The sequence below is a fragment of the Pseudomonas fluorescens group sp. PF-1 genome, from assembly GCF_054481335.1.
The window spans coordinates 886024-901076 of the sequence record NZ_JBTMNG010000001.1 but is presented as its reverse complement, the minus strand read 5'-3'; the positions used below and the strand labels follow the sequence as shown (position 1 = coordinate 901076).

Sequence of the window (15053 nt, the reverse complement as noted above, 5' to 3'; positions counted from 1 at the left end):
CATGCGCGTTCTGATTATCGAAGACGAAGAAAAAACCGCGGATTATCTGCACCGCGGCCTGACGGAACAGGGGTACACCGTGGACCTGGCGCGCGATGGCGTGGAAGGCCTGCACCTGGCGCTGGAAAGCGACTATGCGGTGATCGTCCTCGACGTGATGCTGCCGGGCCTCGACGGCTTCGGCGTACTGCGCGCCCTGCGTGCGCGCAAGCAAACCCCGGTGATCATGCTCACCGCACGGGAGCGTGTCGAAGACCGGATCAAAGGCCTGCGCGACGGTGCCGATGATTACCTCGGCAAGCCGTTTTCCTTCCTGGAACTGGTGGCGCGCCTGCAAGCGCTGACCCGGCGCAGCGGTGGCCATGAACCGGTGCAAGTGAGCATCGCCGACCTGTGGATAGATTTGATCAGCCGCAAAGCCACTCGCGCCGGTACACGCCTGGACCTGACCGCCAAGGAGTTCTCGCTGCTCAGCGTGCTGGCCCGCCGACAAGGGGAAATCCTTTCAAAAACAGCGATTGCCGAGATGGTCTGGGACATCAATTTCGACAGCGACGCCAACGTCGTCGAAGTCGCGATCAAACGCCTGCGGGCCAAGCTCGACGGGCCGTTCGAAGAGAAACTGCTGCACACCATTCGTGGCATGGGTTATGTGCTGGAGAGCCGGGGTGTCCAGTAATTCGATTGCCCTGCGCCTGAGCGGCATGTTCACGCTGGTGGCGCTATTGGTGTTCCTGCTGATCGGCTGGGCGCTGTACCAGCAGGTGGATAAAGGCTTGGGACTGTTGCCCGAGGCCGAACTGGATGCGCGCTACAGCGTGCTCGAATCCACCGTCGGCCGCTATGGCACGCCCGAGCACTGGGTAAAGATCAACAACAAGCTCAAGCTGCTCGGCGAAGAGGACAAGCGAATCAGCTTCTGGATCACCAGTGGCGATCCGCACTACGAATACGGCAACCTCACCCCGCAGATCCGCGCCTTCGCCCAAGGGCCGCTGGGCATGCGCGACCTGCAACTGCCGGATCAGCCTTATCCACTGAAAGTGCTGGTCAGTGAGTTCCCGGCCAAGGACCAACGCCCGCCACTGCGCTTCATGATCGGCATCGACACCGAAACCTTTCTCCAGACCCAACACCACTTGCTGATCGCCTTGGTCAGCCTGGCGATTATCGGGGTGCTGCTGGCGTCGGCGCTGGGTTATTGGGTGGCGCGGATCGGTCTCAAACCCTTGATCAAGCTGTCCCAGGAGGCACAGCGCCTGGCCCCGCCATTGCGCTCGGGACGCCTGCAAATGTCGTCTTTGCCGCCGGAATTGAATCAGTTCGTCAACTCGTTCAATTCCACGCTGGAACGGGTCGAGCAGGCCTACTCGCGCCTTGAATCGTTCAATGCCGACGTCGCCCACGAACTGCGCTCGCCCCTGACCAACCTGATCGGCCAGACCCAGGTCGCCCTGACCCGCGGACGTTCGGCCGAGCATTATTTCGAGGTGCTGCAATCGAATCTCGAAGAGCTGGAGCGACTGCGTTCGATCATCAACGACATGCTGTTCCTTGCCAGCGCCGACCAAGGCAGCAAAGCGACCAAACTGACCTCCACCTCATTGGCGGACGAAGTGGCGACGACCCTGGAATACCTGGATTTCATTCTTGAGGATGCCCAGGTTCAGGTGCAGGTCAGCGGCGATGCGCAGGTGCGAATCGAGATCGCGCATCTGCGCCGGGCGTTGATCAACCTGCTGAGCAACGCGGTGCAACACACCCAGCCCGGGCAGGTCATTCAGGTAATGATCGAGGCCGAAGAGCATCTGGTCAGCATTGGCGTGGCCAACCCCGGCTCGCCCATCGCCAGCGAGCACTTGCCGCGTTTGTTCGAGCGCTTCTACCGTGTCGATGCTTCGCGCAGCAACAGCGGCAATAACCATGGATTGGGGTTGGCGATCGTCAAGGCGATTGCCCTGATGCATGGCGGCGATGTGTTCGTGCGCAGCGACCATGGGATGAATACCTTCGGGATTCACCTGCCTGTCTGACGCCCTATCCCTGTGGCGAGCGAGCTTGCTCCGGGCGGCGTTCCGACAAACTCCTTCGCCACAAAGTCCTGGTGTCTTCAGGAACACGAACTATTGCTTAATACGCAATAGTCCTTTCTTGAATCAGGTCTGTTTCTCGGCGCTCAAGATCCTTATCTTTGCCCGCACTAAATAGCACTTGCCAAGCAAGAAGGTTTTAAAGATGTCCAACAGTATGGGTATTGCCAGCGCTTTCGTTTTGTCCTCTTTGTTCGTGTCTCCGTTCGCCATGGCTGAAGAGTCGCACGCCTTCGTCGCACAGAATTCCGCACGCGCCGCAGCGTTTGAAGAGCATCAGGGCGAAATGACCGCCAAAGCCCAGAAAGCCAACCAGGCCCCTCAAGCAGCGAGTTCCAAGACCCAGCCTGAAGCCCGGAAAGACAGCTGATTGCTGCGCGCCACACCTCTTTCCCTCGACGCTTTTCATCGGCTCTTCCCTTTGAAAAGTTGTCTTCAAAGCCGCTGCTATCAGCGGCTTTTTTTCGTCGCGTTGTTTAAACGACACGCTCGATTTCTTCTGTAAGCGACGTCTTCCACCGCAAAAATACTAACGTTCAACCTGGACCAGAGCGCTTGGCTGCGCGTGCATTTCCCATTCGGTTTCAATCCGTCATTCATTACAGTCAATGCAACGATGGCGACTATTACCTACAGGACGATGCGCCGGCCATCGAAGGTTCGAGTTTGAATTTCAATGTTCGTCATTGTCTTTTAAGCGTCAACAAGCAAAAGGCCAGCACGTTTTGCTGGCCTTTTTTTTGTCTGGGATTTATATAGTCGCTCTGAATGTCACCGGTTTCTGAGACTCTGCCTTACTCTCGAAAAACTTCAAAATGGCCCCTTAGCAGAAGTCAGAACCATGAGTGTGAGCAGTACGCCATCTCAACCACCGACCCGGTCAATACAGTCTGAGTGGTTTCTGGTGATCAGCAGTTTGTTGCTGGTCACGGCGATATTGAGCATTGTCGCCTTCCTGCTGATCCGTGAACGCGGCAATGCACAAGAATCCGCCACGCGTGCTGCCTCCAATATCGTGCAGTTGATCGATGCAGATGTACTGCGCAACGTCGAACTCTATGATCTGACATTGCAAGGCCTGATCGCTGCATCCCGCCGTGACGACCTCAAGGCAGTTTCTCCAACCATACGTCATTTGGCCTTGTTCGACCGCTCCACTGCCGTGCCCTACAAGGGCGACATTCTGTTGCTTGATGCGCAGGCAAATGTGATCGCGGACTCCGCGTCAGTGCAACCACGCAATGGCAATTATGCCGACCGCGAATACTTTCAATCCCACGTCAACAACCCGGACCTGGGCATGTTCATCAGCCACCCCTTCCGCTCCCGACATGCCGGGCATGAGTGGCGCATCAGTTTCAGCCGCCGACTCAGCGGCGAACAGGGCGAATTCCTCGGCGTCGCTGAAGCGGCAATGCGCCTGAGCTACTTCGACCAATTGTTCAGCAGCCTGAACATCGGGCGTAACAGTTCGGTGAATCTGATCAGCAAGGACGGGATTCTTCTGGCCCAGGAGCCACGTCTGATGGACGAACTGGTCGGCAAGGATTTCAGTAATCGCCCCAACTTCCAGCGCATTGTCAGAGAAGGCGATGGCAGTTTCACCGGCATCTCAAGCCTCACCCATGATGAACGCTTGTACACATTCTCCAAGGTGGGCGACTTGCCATTGATCGTCATCGTCGCGCAGTCCAGCAATGAGGTGTTTGCGTCATGGAGACGCACTGCAATCGTGGTCAGCCTGGCGACCCTCGCACTGTGCATCAGCCTGCTCTGGCTGACCTGGTTGCTCTGCCGGGAACTGCGTCTGCGCCGACAGGCCGAGAAAGAACTGGCGCAACTGGCCACCACCGATGGCCTGACCGGCGTGGCCAATCGGCGGATGCTCGATCAAACCCTGCGCCACGAGTGGTTCCGCGCCCAACGTTCGGGTGAACCGTTGTCGGTGATGATGATCGACGCGGATCACTTCAAGGCATTCAATGATCGGCATGGGCATCAGGCCGGGGATCAGGCATTGCGCGAGCTGGCCAAGGTCGTCGTTTCGAACGTGCGGCGCCCGGCGGATCTGGTGGCGCGTTATGGTGGCGAAGAGTTCTCGGTGATCCTCGCCGACACCAACGTTGCCGGTGCGCGGCAGATTGCCGAGCATATTCGTGCGGCGGTGGAGCAGATGCCCAAGGTCGAGGGCGCAGATGTGGCAATGACCGTGAGCATCGGCATCAGCACCTGGACGACTGCGAGCGAGATGACGCTGGAGCAGCTGTTGTTTGCGGCGGACAAAGCGTTGTATCAGGCCAAGGAAGGTGGGCGCAACCGGGTGGTGGCGACTGACTGATGGTGGTTTTGCTCTTCCAGGCAATGCAAACCCTGTGGGCATAAAAAAAGGCCACCCAAAGGTGGCCTTCAAAAAACTAGAGAGGTTTTTTACTTACACGGCCGCAACAGGACGCATGTAAGAGATCGGTGCAGTGCTGGCGTCTTCGAAAGTCACGACTTCCCAAGCATCTGTCTGCTCAATCAACTTGCGCAGCAGCTGGTTGTTCAATGCATGTCCGGACTTGAAGCCCTTGAACTCACCAATCAGGCTATTGCCCAACAGGTAGAGGTCACCAATTGCATCGAGGATTTTGTGCTTCACGAATTCGTCTTCATAGCGAAGGCCGTCTTCGTTCAGTACACCATCCGCGTCGACCACAATAGCGTTTTCAACGCTGCCGCCGAGTGCGAGGTTGTGCTTGCGCAGGTACTCGATGTCACTCATGAAACCAAAGGTACGGGCGCGGCTGACTTCTTTTACGAACGAAGTGCTGGAAAAATCCACGCTTGCACTTTGTGTGCGGTCACGGAAAACCGGGTGATCAAAATCGATCTCGAAGCTCACCTTGAAGCCTTCGAAAGGGACGAAAGTGGCGCGCTTGTCGCCGTCTTCCACTGTCACTTCCCGCAGGATACGGATGAACTTCTTGGCGGCGTCCTGTTCTTCCAGGCCAGCCGACTGAATCAGAAATACGAAGGGTCCAGCGCTACCATCCATGATCGGGACTTCGGACGCGGAGAGCTCGACGTAGGCGTTATCGATGCCCAGGCCAGCCATGGCCGAGAGCAAGTGCTCCACCGTATCCACTTTGGTGTCACCGTTGACCAAGGTGGTCGACATCGTGGTTTCACCAACGTTTTCCGCGCGGGCAGGGATCTGCACCGCAGGGTCCAGGTCGGCACGAACAAACACGATGCCGGTGTCGACAGGCGCAGGCTTGAGGGTCAGATAGACCTTTTCCCCGGAGTGCAGACCTACACCTGTGGCACGGATAATATTTTTCAGTGTGCGTTGTTTAATCATGGCTTGGGCCGCTTCAGCGCAAATTGCGAACTGGTATCAACAAAGGCTGGCGATGATAGCAGACCACGCCTTTGCTGAACACCAATCACCTTCATAGCCCTGATACATTTCATCAATCGGCCTGACGACGCAGGAATGCCGGGATATCCAGGTAGTCCAGATCATCTTGCGGATTCATCTTCGCGGCAGTCGCAGCACCGGCCTGAGCCTGGTTGCGCATGACGGTCGGACGGTCCAGGTCACGGTAGTTCACCGCTGGAGCTTCCTGACGAGCAGGGGCTTGCTGTTGTGGCTGCGAAGCCATCGAGGTGTGAACGGTATTGTCGATGACCTTCACAGGCTTCTCGATTTTTGCGCCCAGACCAGTGGCAACCACCGTCACGTGCAACTCGTCGCGCATGTCCGGATCGATAACGGTACCGACCTTGACCATTGCGTGCTCGGAAGCGAAGGCTTCGATGATGCTACCCACGTCGGAGTACTCACCCAGGGACAGGTCAGGACCGGCGGTGATGTTCACCAGGATGCCGCGTGCACCTTGCAGGTTCACGTCTTCGAGCAACGGGTTGCGAATGGCGGCTTCAGTCGCCTCACGCGCACGGTTCGGACCGCTGGCGCAGCCAGTGCCCATCATCGCCATGCCCATTTCGCTCATTACGGTACGTACGTCGGCGAAGTCGACGTTGATCATGCCCGGACGCTTGATGATGTCGGAGATACCGCGAACGGCACCGGCCAGTACATCGTCAGCCTTGGCGAAAGCCGACAGCAGGCTGGCGTCTTTACCGAGGATGGTCAGCAGCTTCTCGTTGGGAATGGTAATCAACGAGTCGACGCTTTCGGAAAGCAGACGGATGCCTTCATCGGCGATCTGCATGCGCTTGCGACCTTCGAACGGGAACGGACGGGTCACCACCGCAACGGTGAGGATCCCCATTTCCTTGGCCACTTCAGCAATGATCGGCGCAGCACCGGTACCGGTACCACCGCCCATGCCAGTGGTGATGAACACCATGTTGGTGCCCTGCAGGACTTCGGCAATGCGCTCACGATCTTCGAGAGCGGCCTGACGACCTACTTCAGGGTTGGCGCCAGCGCCCAGACCCTTGGTCACGCCGGTACCCAGTTGAAGGATGGTCCGCGCGCCAATGCTTTTCAGCGCCTGGGCATCAGTGTTGGCGCAGATGAACTCAACGCCTTCAATGTTGCTCTTGACCATGTGATTCACGGCGTTGCCGCCGCCACCGCCAACACCGATAACTTTAATAACCGGGCTTGCGGGGATGTTGTCTACGAGTTCGAACATTTTCCCTCTCCTTTACGTTCTCTAGTTTTTTCGCCTACTGCTTTTGCTGCCTGCCGCTTTACCACTTTGCTCTGCTCTTGCCGCTTGAAGCTTGTGGCTTGAAGCTGCTTTTAGAAATTGCCCTGGACCCAGCTCTTGATGCGATCGAGCAAGGCGCCTTTCGGTTCTTCGTTGCTGTAGCTGTCGCGGCTGCCGATGCCCGAGAACGAAATGCCGTCGGATTGCTTCTGCAGGCCGTACATCAACAGGCCGACGCCCGTTGAATAGATCGGGTTGCGGACCACGTCATCCAGGCCTTTGACGCCATGCGGCACGCCCAGGCGCACCGGCATGTGGAAGATTTCCTCAGCCAGTTCGGTGGCGCCTTCCATTTTCGACGTACCACCGGTCAGCACGATGCCGGCCGGGATCAGGTCTTCGTAGCCACTGCGGCGCAGCTCGGCCTGGATCAGCGTGAACAGTTCGTCGTAACGCGGCTCGACCACTTCGGCCAGGGCCTGACGGGACAGTTCGCGTGGTGGACGGTCGCCAACGCTTGGCACCTTGATGGTTTCACCGGCGCCAGCCAGTTTGGCCAGGGCGCAGGCGTAGCGGATCTTGATTTCTTCGGCGTACTGGGTCGGAGTGCGCAACGCCATCGCGATGTCGTTGGTCACCTGATCGCCCGCAATCGGGATCACGGCGGTATGGCGGATCGCGCCTTCGGTGAAGATGGCGATATCGGTGGTGCCGCCGCCGATGTCGACCAGGCACACGCCCAGTTCTTTCTCGTCGTCGGTCAGTACCGAGTAGGCCGAAGCCAGTTGCTCGAGAATGATGTCGTCAATTTCCAGACCGCAGCGGCGCACGCACTTTTCAATGTTCTGTGCGGCGTTGACGGCGCAGGTGACCACATGAACCTTGGCTTCCAGGCGCACGCCGGACATGCCCAACGGCTCGCGCACGCCTTCCTGGTTGTCGATCACGTAATCCTGCGGCAGGGTATGCAGCACGCGCTGGTCAGCCGGGATTGCCACGGCCTGGGCAGCGTCGAGTACGCGCTCGAGGTCGGCGGAGCTGACTTCGCGATCACGAATCGCCACGATGCCGTGGGAGTTCAGGCTGCGGATATGATTGCCCGCCACACCGACGAAGGCCGAATGAATGCGGCAGCCCGCCATCAGCTGTGCTTCTTCGATCGCGCGCTGGATCGACTGCACGGTGGACTCGATGTTCACCACCACGCCTTTCTTCAGGCCACGGGACGGATGGGTACCGATCCCGACGATTTCCAGCGTGCCGTCGTCCGCAACCTCGCCTACCAGCGCCACCACCTTGGAGGTGCCGATATCGAGACCGACGATCATTTTGCCGCTTTGCACGTTTGCCATGGGTCCTGCCTCTTCTTAATTCTTCGCGACAGCGGGTTGGGCTGTCGTGGGCGCTACAGGTTCCCGCCAGCCAACAGCGAGGCCGTTGGCATAGCGCAGATCGATGCGCGCAATGTTCGTAATCTGTTCTTTGAGCGTCTTGTCATAGATGGCAATGAAGCGGCGCATCTTTTCCACCAGGTTGCCGCGTCCCAGCAACAGTTCGATACCGGGGCCCGAACTGCCGGGGCCGGTGGTCAGGAACCAGCTGCCACGCTCACGCAGCTCCAGGCGTGCAATCGAAAAGCCCAGCGGCCTGAGCATCTGGCTCAACACCTGGTATTGCTGCATCACTTGCTGTTGAGCCCGTTGTGGACCAAACAGCTGAGGCAAGTGTTCGTAGTTCGCCAACTCGCGCGGAGTAAACGCCTGACCCTGGTTGTTCAACAGCGACTCGTCGCCCCAGCGGGCCACCGGCAGTTGCTCTTCCAGGCGGATCACCACTTGATCCGGCCACACCCGACGCACTTCGGCGTGGGCAATCCATGGCATTTGCTCCAGCTCGGTGCGCATGCTCGCCAGGTCGATGGTGAAGAAGCTCGACGCCACGTACGGGGCGATCCGCTGCTGCACGGCTTGCTGGCTGATATAACTCAAGTCGCCCTGCACGTTGATCTTGGTGATCGGCCGGTCGGCGTACGGCAATAAACGCTGCGCGCCTTCGTAAGTGCCGAAACCCAATGCAACCAGCAGTACCGGCCAGAACAACGCTTTGAGAAAACCGAAGTTGGCTTTCGGCAGGCGCACGGACATCGGCTCTTTGGCCACCATTCGGCTGGCACCCCGCGGCACCGGCTTGCGGCCGGGAGCGGGTGGCTGATGTCTTAGCTGTGCGCCTTGCATGGTCTTAACCTCGCGTCGACTCTTGGTTGCCAGCCGTGTTGCCGGCAACGCTCGCAGCCAGGATGGCCAGAACCAGTTGCTGGAAATCCAGACCGGCGGCACGGGCCGCCATCGGAACCAGACTGTGGTCGGTCATGCCCGGTGCAGTGTTGACTTCCAGGAACCAGAACTGCCCTTCGGCGTCCTGCATCACGTCCGCCCTGCCCCAACCGGCGATACCCAGCGCCTCACAGGCTTTCGCCGTGAGGTCCATGAGTTCCTTTTCCTTGGCGCTGTCCAGCCCGCACGGAATGCGGTACTGGGTATCGTTGGCGATGTACTTGGCGTCGTAGTCGTAGAAACTGTGTGTCGTGCCCAGGGCAATCGGTGGCAACACCTGGTCACGCAGGGTGGCGATGGTGAACTCGGGACCTTGAATCCATTGCTCGACCAACACTTGCGAATCGTAGGTACTGGCCGCTTTCCAGGCGTCGATCAACTCGGACGTGGAACTCACTTTGGCCATCCCGATACTTGAACCTTCATGGGCCGGTTTGACGATCAAAGGGAAGCCCAGTTCCGTCGCCGCCGAAATACAATCGGCCTCGCTGCTCAGTACCGCGTGACGTGGCGTCGGAATGCCCAGGCTGTGCCAGACCTGCTTGGTGCGCAGCTTGTCCATGGCCAGTGCCGAGGCGAGGATGCCACTGCCGGTGTACGGAATGCCCAGGCATTCGAGCAGGCCCTGCATGCTGCCGTCCTCACCGCCACGACCGTGGAGGATGATGAAGGCGCGGTCGATTTTTTCGTTCAACAGGCGCTGCAGAAGGTCATCGCCCACGTCGAGGCCGAACGCGTCCACACCCGCGCCTTGCAGCGCATCGAGAACGGCGTTGCCGGACTTCAGGGACACTTCGCGCTCGGCACTCTTGCCACCGAACAGCACGGCGACCCGGCCGAAATCTTTCGGCGCGACGGTGGAGACGAGGTTGGCGTAGGCAGCAGTCATTTCAACTTCCCCTCGACTGACGCCGCAACGGCGCCAGCGAACAACTCACTCTTCAACAGTTTGGGTGCAAGGCCACCGATGTCACCGGCACCCTGGCACAACAGAATGTCGCCGGCGCGCAGCAGCGGCTTGACGATTGGCGCGAGGTCCACGCCGCGATCGATGTAGATCGGGTCGAGCTGGCCGCGCTGGCGGATGCTGTTGCACAGCTTGCGGCTGTCGGCCCCCGGGATTGGCTCTTCGCCCGCCGGATAGACTTCCATCAGCAGCAGCACATTGGCGTCGGCCAGTACATTGACGAAATCGTCGTACAGGTCGCGTGTGCGGCTGTAGCGGTGCGGCTGGTAAACCATCACCAGACGACGCTCCGGCCAGCCACCGCGTACCGCCTTGATGACCGCCGCGACTTCGGTCGGGTGGTGACCGTAGTCGTCCACCAGCATCACGTTGCCGCCCTCTACTGGCAGTTCACCGTAGACCTGGAAGCGCCGGCCAACGCCCTGGAACCCGGACAGGCCCTGAACGATGGCTTCATCGCTGACACCTTCGTCGGTGGCGATGCAGATGGTGGCCAGTGCGTTCAGCACGTTGTGGTTGCCCGGCATGTTGACCGAGACATCCAGCGGCTCGCGATCGGGGCGCAGCACGGTGAAGAAAGTCTGCATGCCTTGCTGGCGCACGTTGATAGCGCGCACATCGCAGTCATCGCCGAAGCCGTAGGTGACGGTAGGACGTTTGACCAGCGGCAGGATTTCACGCACCACCGGATCGTCCAGGCACACCACCGCCAAACCGTAGAACGGCAGGTTGTGAAGGAACTCGACGAAGGTTTTTTTCAGCTTGTTGAAGTCACCGTCGTAGGTCGCCATGTGGTCGGCGTCGATGTTGGTGACCACGGCCACCAGCGGCTGCAAGTGCAGGAAACTCGCGTCGCTCTCGTCGGCTTCGGCGATCAGGTAACGGCTGGTGCCGAGCTGGGCATTGGTGCCCGCGGCATTCAGACGGCCGCCGATCACGAACGTCGGGTCCAGGCCACCGGCCGCGAACACCGAAGCGATCAGGCTGGTGGTGGTGGTTTTGCCGTGAGTACCGGCGACGGCGATGCCGTGGCGATAGCGCATCAGTTCAGCCAGCATTTCTGCACGAGGCACCACCGGAATGCGGCGCTCCAGCGCGGTGGCGACTTCCGGGTTGGACGTGTTCACGGCACTCGATACCACCAGCACATCGGCGGTGGCTGCGTTTTCGGCGCGATGGCCGATGAAAATATGCGCGCCAAACGATTCCAGACGCTCGGTGACTGGCGACGCCTTAAGGTCGGAACCGGACACTTCATAGCCCAGGTTCAACAACACTTCGGCGATCCCGCACATGCCCACGCCGCCGATCCCGACGAAGTGGATGCGACGGATGCGGCGCATTTCCGGTTGTGGCATGGCTTTCTGATTCTCAACCATGGGCCACCTCCAGACAGGTATCGACCACGTTACGGGTGGCATCGGGTTTGGCCAGGCGGCGGGCCGCAGTAGCCATATCGTTGAGTCGTTGTGGTTGCATCAGGACCTCTGTCAGGCGCGCGGCAAGATCCGCTGCGCCAGTCGTTCTTTGCGGCATCAGGAAGGCTGCACCTTCACGGGCCAAATAATCGGCGTTGCGGGTCTGGTGATCGTCGATCGCGTGGGGCAAAGGCACCAGCATCGAGGGCAGACCGGCGGCGGCCAGTTCACTGATGGTCAGCGCACCTGCACGGCACACCACCAGGTCGGCCCAGCCATAGGCTTGGGCCATGTCTTTGATAAAGGGCTGCACTTGCGCCTCGACGCCAGCCGCGCGATAGCGCTCTGCAGTCACTTCATCGTGGTTTTTGCCAGCCTGATGGAACACTTCCGGTCGCAAGTCGACGGCGACTTGCGACAGGGCTTCAGGCAGCAACTTGTTCAACGGTTCTGCGCCCAGGCTTCCGCCCAGGATCAGCAAACGCGCCTTGCGACCGGCCAGGGCTGGTCGCGGTGTTTCGAGGAACAGCTCCGGGCGCACCGGGTTACCGGTGGTCCGACGGCTGCCCGACAGGGTAAAGGTGTCGGGGAAGGCTTCACAGACCCGGGCGGCCAACGGCACCAGCAACCGATTGGCGGTACCTGCCACGGCGTTCTGCTCGTGAACGATCACCGGAACACCGGCCAGTTTGGCGGCAACGCCCCCGGGACCGGTCACAAAGCCGCCAAACCCGACGACACAGACCGGCCGCAACCGGCGAATGATCGCTCGTGCCTGCCAGACCGACTTGAGCAACATGAACGGCGCCTTGAGCAGCGACAACTTGCCCTTGCCGCGCAGGCCGCTGGCATCGATCCGATGCAGCTCGATACCGGCCGCCGGGACCAGATCGTTTTCAATGCCGCGCGGCGTACCGAGCCAGTGCACGGTGTAACCGCGGGACTGAAACTCACGCGCACAGGCCAGCGCCGGGAACACGTGGCCACCGGTGCCGCCGGCCATGATCAAGACGTTAGCGCCCATGGTTCGGCTCCTCGGCGAAGTCGCTCTCATGGAACTCCATCTCCTCGCTGCCCAGGTGGGTTCGACTCTCCCACTCGATGCGCAGCAACAAGCCGAGACAGGCACAGCAGATCACCAACGAACTGCCGCCATAACTGAGGAACGGCAGCGTCAGGCCTTTGGTCGGCAGCAGACCGACGTTCACGCCGATATTGATCAGGAACTGACCGATCCACAGGAACGACAAACCGTAGGCGACATAGGCCGCGAAGAACTGCTTGGCCTTCTCGGCCCACAAGCCGATGTACATACCGCGAATACAGACGAACACGAACAGCGCCACCGTGCACAACGAACCCACGGCACCCAGCTCTTCGGCCAGGACCGAGAACACGAAGTCGGTGTGGGCCTCTGGCAGGTAGAACTGTTTCTGCACGCTGTTGCCCAGACCAACACCCAACCATTCGCCGCGACCGAAGGCGATCAATGCCTGGGACAACTGATAACCGGCACCGAACTGGTCGGCCCACGGGTCGGCAAAGTTGGTCAGTCGCGCCATTCGATAAGGCTGCATCTGGATCAGCAACACCACCGCGCCGACGGCCAGCACGACCATCAGGGAGAAACGGAACAGCCCCACTCCGCCGAGGAACAGCATCGCCGCAGCAGCCCCCATCATCACGACAGTGGCCCCGAAGTCAGGCTCCATCAGCAACAGGCCGGCCATCGGCAACAGAACGATGAATGGCTTGAAGAAGCCCATCCAGCTTTCACGTACTTCTTTCTGGCGACGCACCAGATAACCGGCGAGGTAGATCACCACGAACACCTTGGCGATCTCGGAAGGCTGAACGTTGAAGAAGCTGAAGCCGATCCAGCGCATCGAACCGTTCACTTCACGGCCGATGCCCGGAATGATCACCATCACCAGCAAACCGAACGCGCCGATCAGCATGAGCCAACCCAGGCGTTGCCAGGTCGCGATCGGGATCATCATGGTGACGATGCAGGCGCCAAGGCCGAGTACGACGTAGATGAGGTGGCGAATCATGTAATACAAAGCGCTGCCCGACTGCACCGCCGCCACTTCGGTCGATGCCGAGGCAATCATGATCAACCCGAGACCGAGCAAGGCCAGGCAGCCGGCGAGCATCGGAAAATCGAGGTCGATTCCGCGTCCGGTGATGATCGGCGACGGGTACGGCTTGATGATGTTTCTCAGGCTCATGCCAGTTCCTCCACAGCGCGGACGAACTGGTGACCACGGTCTTCGTAGTTTTTGAACATGTCGAAACTGGCGCAGGCCGGAGACAGCAACACTGCGTCGCCCGGTTCGGCGACAGCACGGCAATGCTCGACCGCTTCGATCAGCGAACCGACACGAATCAGCGGCACGGCATCGCCGATGGCTTCACCGATCTTGTCGGAATCGCGCCCCATCAGGATCACGGCGCGGCAGTTGGCCGCCACGGGATCACGCAGGTCCTTGAACTCGGCACCCTTGCCATCGCCACCGGCGATCAGCACGAGTTTGCCGTCGATGTCCGCGCCCAGACCTTCAATCGCGGCCAGAGCAGCGCCGACGTTGGTGGCTTTGGAATCGTTGTAATAACTTACGCCGTCGAGATCGCGGACCCATTGGCAACGGTGTTCAAGGCCAGCGAAAGTACGCAGGCTCGACAGCATGGCATCGAAGGGCAGACCGACGGCGTGCCCCAGCGCCAAGGCCGCCAAGGCGTTGGACTGGTTATGGGCGCCGCGAATCTTCAGCTCGCGCACCGGCATCAGGTTCTGGAACTCGAAGGCCAGGTACTTCTCGCCGTTTTCCTCGCGGATACCAAAGCCCTTGAAATCCGGCTTGCTCAAACCGAAGGTCCAGCACGGCTGCCCCTCGCCCATCAGGGGACGGCTCAAGGCATCCTGACGGTTGACCACGAACTGTCTGGCACCACGAAAAATCCGGTGCTTGGCCAGGTGATAAGCCGGCAGACCGCTGTAGCGGTCCATATGGTCTTCGCTGATGTTGAGTACGGTCGCCACTTCAGCATCGAGTTGATCGGTGGTTTCGAGCTGGAAGCTCGACAGCTCCATCACGTACAGCTCGATGTCATCGCTGAGCAGGTCCAGCGCCGGTGTGCCCAGGTTACCGCCAACGGCGACACGCTTGCCGGCCGCTGCCGCCATCTCGCCGACCAGGGTGGTCACGGTGCTTTTCGCGTTGGAACCGCTGATGGCTACGATCGGTGCCTTCGCGTTACGCGCGAACAGCTCGATGTCGCCGGACAATTTTACGCCACGGGCGGCGGCGGCCTGCAGCGCCGGGGTCGCCAGCGCCAGGCCGGGGCTCACGTAAAGCTCGTCGGCACGGCACAGGAATTCCACGTCCAGCTCGCCACAACGCACTTCCACGTGCGGATAGTCACGCTTGAGCGTGGCCAGTTCCGGTGGATTTTCCCGCGTATCGGCCACGGCAAAGGCCACGCCCCGGTTCGCCAGGAAGCGAACCAGGGACATGCCGCTCTTGCCGAGGCCGACAACGATGCGGAAGTGGTCAGAAGCGATCAGAGACACTCGT

General features: G+C 60.0%; 13 protein-coding genes. 4 read left to right on the top strand and 9 right to left on the bottom strand.

All coding sequences use genetic code 11. From position 1 onward, the window contains the following. The first annotated feature begins 1 nt into the window (after position 1). The 4 genes from ACX3YD_RS04350 (at position 2) to ACX3YD_RS04335 (ending at position 4428) form a co-directional block, all read left to right on the top strand. Positions 2-679, top strand: a complete 678-nt coding sequence (locus tag ACX3YD_RS04350; protein WP_033056445.1) for a heavy metal response regulator transcription factor — start codon at positions 2-4, stop codon at positions 677-679. Then, the gene (locus tag ACX3YD_RS04345) at positions 669-2033 is read left to right on the top strand and encodes a heavy metal sensor histidine kinase (RefSeq protein ID WP_458959326.1); all 1365 of its coding nucleotides are present in this window, start codon (positions 669-671) and stop codon (positions 2031-2033) included. Before ACX3YD_RS04350 ends, ACX3YD_RS04345 begins: the two co-directional genes overlap by 11 nt. Positions 2034-2235: 202 nt before the next feature. Next, on the top strand, positions 2236-2460 hold the full coding sequence (locus ACX3YD_RS04340; RefSeq protein WP_047532933.1) for a hypothetical protein: 225 nt from the start codon (positions 2236-2238) through the stop codon (positions 2458-2460). Positions 2461-2931: 471 nt separating this feature from the next. Then, entirely contained in the window at positions 2932-4428 is a 1497-nt protein-coding gene (locus ACX3YD_RS04335) for a diguanylate cyclase (protein ID WP_458959325.1), read from the top strand. Between the two features lie 93 nt (positions 4429-4521). Here ACX3YD_RS04335 and lpxC read toward each other — a convergent pair whose 3' ends face one another. From lpxC to murD, 9 genes are all read right to left on the bottom strand, one after another. After that, the gene (lpxC, locus tag ACX3YD_RS04330) at positions 4522-5433 is read right to left on the bottom strand and encodes a UDP-3-O-acyl-N-acetylglucosamine deacetylase (protein WP_034149517.1); all 912 of its coding nucleotides are present in this window, start codon (positions 5431-5433) and stop codon (positions 4522-4524) included. A gap of 112 nt (positions 5434-5545) precedes the next feature. Further along, complete coding sequence (gene ftsZ, locus ACX3YD_RS04325) at positions 5546-6739, bottom strand: cell division protein FtsZ (protein ID WP_047532942.1); 1194 nt, start codon at positions 6737-6739, stop codon at positions 5546-5548. A 110-nt stretch (positions 6740-6849) separates the two neighbouring features. After that, positions 6850-8109 carry a cell division protein FtsA gene (gene ftsA, locus ACX3YD_RS04320; RefSeq protein WP_047532946.1) on the bottom strand — a complete coding sequence of 420 codons (1260 nt, stop codon included), beginning with the start codon at positions 8107-8109 and terminating at the stop codon, positions 6850-6852. 15 nt (positions 8110-8124) lie between these two features. Beyond that, positions 8125-8991: a cell division protein FtsQ/DivIB gene (locus ACX3YD_RS04315; protein ID WP_103406171.1), complete on the bottom strand. Its 867-nt coding sequence runs from the start codon at positions 8989-8991 to the stop codon at positions 8125-8127. A gap of 4 nt (positions 8992-8995) precedes the next feature. Continuing rightward, the gene (locus tag ACX3YD_RS04310; RefSeq protein WP_103406172.1) at positions 8996-9979 is read right to left on the bottom strand and encodes a D-alanine--D-alanine ligase; all 984 of its coding nucleotides are present in this window, start codon (positions 9977-9979) and stop codon (positions 8996-8998) included. Then, positions 9976-11436 carry a UDP-N-acetylmuramate--L-alanine ligase gene (murC, locus tag ACX3YD_RS04305; RefSeq protein ID WP_047532955.1) on the bottom strand — a complete coding sequence of 487 codons (1461 nt, stop codon included), beginning with the start codon at positions 11434-11436 and terminating at the stop codon, positions 9976-9978. Before murC ends, ACX3YD_RS04310 begins: the two co-directional genes overlap by 4 nt. Next, entirely contained in the window at positions 11429-12499 is a 1071-nt protein-coding gene (murG, locus tag ACX3YD_RS04300; RefSeq protein WP_458959324.1) for an undecaprenyldiphospho-muramoylpentapeptide beta-N-acetylglucosaminyltransferase, read from the bottom strand. Before murG ends, murC begins: the two co-directional genes overlap by 8 nt. Further along, positions 12489-13706, bottom strand: coding sequence for a putative lipid II flippase FtsW (gene ftsW / locus ACX3YD_RS04295; RefSeq protein WP_103406174.1), 1218 nt, complete (start codon positions 13704-13706; stop codon positions 12489-12491). Before ftsW ends, murG begins: the two co-directional genes overlap by 11 nt. Then, positions 13703-15049, bottom strand: a complete 1347-nt coding sequence (gene murD / locus ACX3YD_RS04290) for a UDP-N-acetylmuramoyl-L-alanine--D-glutamate ligase (RefSeq protein WP_047532964.1) — start codon at positions 15047-15049, stop codon at positions 13703-13705. Before murD ends, ftsW begins: the two co-directional genes overlap by 4 nt. Between the last annotated feature and the right edge of the window lie 4 nt (positions 15050-15053).

What these genes read in the sequence shown, in the direction of transcription:
- ACX3YD_RS04350 (WP_033056445.1), top strand. Translation starts at nt 2, where the DNA reads ATGCGCGTTCTGATTATCGAAGACGAAGAAAAAACCGCGGATTATCTG.
- ACX3YD_RS04340 (WP_047532933.1), top strand. Translation starts at nt 2,236, where the DNA reads ATGTCCAACAGTATGGGTATTGCCAGCGCTTTCGTTTTGTCCTCTTTG.
- ACX3YD_RS04335 (WP_458959325.1), top strand. Translation starts at nt 2,932, where the DNA reads ATGAGTGTGAGCAGTACGCCATCTCAACCACCGACCCGGTCAATACAG.
- lpxC (WP_034149517.1), bottom strand. Translation starts at nt 5,433, where the DNA reads ATGATTAAACAACGCACACTGAAAAATATTATCCGTGCCACAGGTGTA.
- ftsZ (WP_047532942.1), bottom strand. Translation starts at nt 6,739, where the DNA reads ATGTTCGAACTCGTAGACAACATCCCCGCAAGCCCGGTTATTAAAGTT.
- ftsA (WP_047532946.1), bottom strand. Translation starts at nt 8,109, where the DNA reads ATGGCAAACGTGCAAAGCGGCAAAATGATCGTCGGTCTCGATATCGGC.
- ACX3YD_RS04315 (WP_103406171.1), bottom strand. Translation starts at nt 8,991, where the DNA reads ATGCAAGGCGCACAGCTAAGACATCAGCCACCCGCTCCCGGCCGCAAG.
- ACX3YD_RS04310 (WP_103406172.1), bottom strand. Translation starts at nt 9,979, where the DNA reads ATGACTGCTGCCTACGCCAACCTCGTCTCCACCGTCGCGCCGAAAGAT.
- murC (WP_047532955.1), bottom strand. Translation starts at nt 11,436, where the DNA reads ATGGTTGAGAATCAGAAAGCCATGCCACAACCGGAAATGCGCCGCATC.
- murG (WP_458959324.1), bottom strand. Translation starts at nt 12,499, where the DNA reads ATGGGCGCTAACGTCTTGATCATGGCCGGCGGCACCGGTGGCCACGTG.
- ftsW (WP_103406174.1), bottom strand. Translation starts at nt 13,706, where the DNA reads ATGAGCCTGAGAAACATCATCAAGCCGTACCCGTCGCCGATCATCACC.